We start from the raw sequence: 2,296 nt of genomic DNA, 5'->3' as shown, positions 1-2,296 counted from the left end.
TTTTTACCATCGTGAAGGTTTAATTGAGTTTTACCACCTTTAATGGTAGATTTATTAACAATTTTAGATAATTTAGCACTATTATCATCAATTAAATCTAATTGTAATCTTCCTTTTCTATCTAAAAGAACTCTGTAAGATTCACCAGTTTTTGGAATTTCGATGATATCCATGAAACCAACTGGGAATTTGTAATCTTTAACAACTCTTCCATCAACTAAAACATTACCGGAGTTGATAATTCTTTTAGCTTCTCTGGAGTTATCAGCTAATTTTAAAACATCTCTGATAACTAAAGTTAATGGAATAGAATCATTAATGGAATGAGAACCTGCGGAAGGTTTTACAGTCCAAGTGTCTTCTTTAGGATGAATAGGCCAAGATTTAGGTGCTTTATATCTTTTAAGATGTTTTCTAGATCCCATTTTAGCCATTTTAATTATCTCCTTTATTTTTAATTCTTCTATCGTCTTTTAAATCTGCTTCAATAATTACTAAGTTAGATGGATCAACAGGAAGGAAAGTAGCAGTTCCATCAGGTTTTGATAAAGTAACATCTTCAATAGTTACTTTGTAAGCAGTGTAATCTACACTGAGAACTTCTCCTTCATGTCCTTTAAAGTCTCCACGGACAACACTAACTTTATCTCCTGTTCTAATAGGTAAAGATCTTTTTCCTACTTTTGCCCTTAAATCTTTACTTAAAGAAGCACTTAAATGTTTTCCACGTGCGTGAGCAGGAGCATTGTAAAGAGCTTTTCTTTGTTTTCTTGGTTGTTTTGACATTTTTTCACCTTATACTAAAATACTTGCTGCACTACCAACACTAGGCCATCTGTCAGCTGCTTCTTTAGCAACAGGACCTCTAATTTCTGAACCTTTTAAGATTCCTTCAGGAGTAATGATTACAGCTGCGTTATCTTCAAATTTAACACGAAGACCATCAGCACGTCTGTATTCTTTTTTCTGTCTAACTACTACTGCATTAACAACTTCTCTTCTCATGTCAGCAGTTCCTTTTTTAACTGAAGCAACAACTAAATCCCCAACACCAGCAACATCCAATCTTCTTCTTACACCTTTAAATCCTTTTACGGAAATAATTTCGATTTCACGTGCACCAGTGTTGTCAACACATTGTAAAGTTGCTCCAATTGGTAATGCTTTAGAAACATTTGAGGTTAATGGTTTCATAATATTTACTCTCCTTTAACTTCAACTAAAACAAAATGTTTAGTTTTACTCAATGGTCTGCATTCTGCAACTTTTACGGAATCTCCAACATTAACATTTAAACAATCAGGTTTGTGAACGTTAATTTTGGATTTCCTTTTTTCATATCTTTCATATTTTCTAATGAATTTGTAGTAACTACGTTCAACAGTAATAGTCCTTTCCGCTTTATTACTTACAACAACACCTTCTAAAACTTGACCTCTTACAGGTAAAGTTCCGTGGAAAGGGCAGTTAGGATCATCACATGTAGTTTCTGGTTCTTGAACATTAAGCCCAACCATATTATCACCATTTATATTTTTTTAAATCTTTTTTTTATTCTATCTTCAGGACGAATTGATAAAATTGTACCATTAATTTCTATTTTTTCCCCGTTTGGAAGTTCAAACACAAAAATTGAACCTTTTTTTGGAATAATCTTTTCAGTCTTATTCTCATCCTCAATTTTAATGGTATTCTTAGTTTCATCAATAATTGTTCCTATTAATTTAAGAGATGAATTCTTCTCACCGGTTACCTGAACCCTCAATCCGATGAATTCATGGTGAACCAAATTTTTAGAAGTAATCATAATCCCATCTCTTAATGAAATATTTACAATAAATCATGCAGAAAATTACAAAATTTTATTGAAAAACATATCGAATAGATGAACTATCTCCTTTTTTTATTGTTCTTCTTAGATTCACGAATTTCGATAGTATCAGATGAAAAACCCATATCAGATAAAACTTCTTTAACCTTAACTTTATGGTCACCTTGAAGTTCTATTTGGCCATTTTTAGCAGTCCCACCACAAGCACATTTAGCTTTGAGTGTTTTAGTGAGTTCTTTGATATCTATGTCATGTTCATCTATACCTTCGATAATTGTCATGAGTTTTCCGAATCTTCTTCTAACTGTAAAAACTTTTAGAGTCTGAACTTCACGTGCAATTTCTTCACAAACACAAAGTTCTTCAGGAAGCCCACATACATCACAGATTTTTGACATTTAATTCTCCTTCTGTTTTTCATTCAATATTGTAAGAACACGAGCAATTGTTCTTTTTAATTCTCTA

Annotated in this window: 7 protein-coding genes; all 7 read right to left on the bottom strand. The window is 32.1% G+C overall.

The window, feature by feature from the left end:
* The coding region (locus ACKI5C_RS01315; RefSeq protein WP_407431255.1) for a 30S ribosomal protein S4e at positions 1-434 on the bottom strand (434 nt) is incomplete at its 3' end.
* A gap of 1 nt (position 435) precedes the next feature.
* Positions 436-786 carry a 50S ribosomal protein L24 gene (gene rplX / locus ACKI5C_RS01310; RefSeq protein ID WP_407431253.1) on the bottom strand — a complete coding sequence of 117 codons (351 nt, stop codon included), beginning with the start codon at positions 784-786 and terminating at the stop codon, positions 436-438.
* Positions 787-795: 9 nt separating this feature from the next.
* The gene (locus tag ACKI5C_RS01305) at positions 796-1,194 is read right to left on the bottom strand and encodes a 50S ribosomal protein L14 (protein WP_292608541.1); all 399 of its coding nucleotides are present in this window, start codon (positions 1,192-1,194) and stop codon (positions 796-798) included.
* Between the two features lie 5 nt (positions 1,195-1,199).
* Positions 1,200-1,517 carry a 30S ribosomal protein S17 gene (locus ACKI5C_RS01300; protein ID WP_292608539.1) on the bottom strand — a complete coding sequence of 106 codons (318 nt, stop codon included), beginning with the start codon at positions 1,515-1,517 and terminating at the stop codon, positions 1,200-1,202.
* A gap of 11 nt (positions 1,518-1,528) precedes the next feature.
* Positions 1,529-1,807 carry a ribonuclease P protein component 1 gene (gene rnp1 / locus ACKI5C_RS01295; protein WP_407431251.1) on the bottom strand — a complete coding sequence of 93 codons (279 nt, stop codon included), beginning with the start codon at positions 1,805-1,807 and terminating at the stop codon, positions 1,529-1,531.
* 83 nt (positions 1,808-1,890) lie between these two features.
* Positions 1,891-2,229, bottom strand: a complete 339-nt coding sequence (yciH, locus tag ACKI5C_RS01290) for a stress response translation initiation inhibitor YciH (RefSeq protein ID WP_292608534.1) — start codon at positions 2,227-2,229, stop codon at positions 1,891-1,893.
* A partial coding sequence (gene rpmC / locus ACKI5C_RS01285; protein WP_407431257.1) for a 50S ribosomal protein L29 occupies positions 2,230-2,296 on the bottom strand: 67 nt, incomplete at its 5' end. It lies immediately after the preceding gene.

This window comes from Methanobrevibacter sp., from assembly GCF_045646045.1.
Classification (GTDB): Archaea; Methanobacteriota; Methanobacteria; order Methanobacteriales; family Methanobacteriaceae; genus Methanocatella.
The sequence above is the reverse complement of the archived record's forward strand: the minus strand, read 5'-3'. Positions and strand labels throughout refer to the sequence as shown.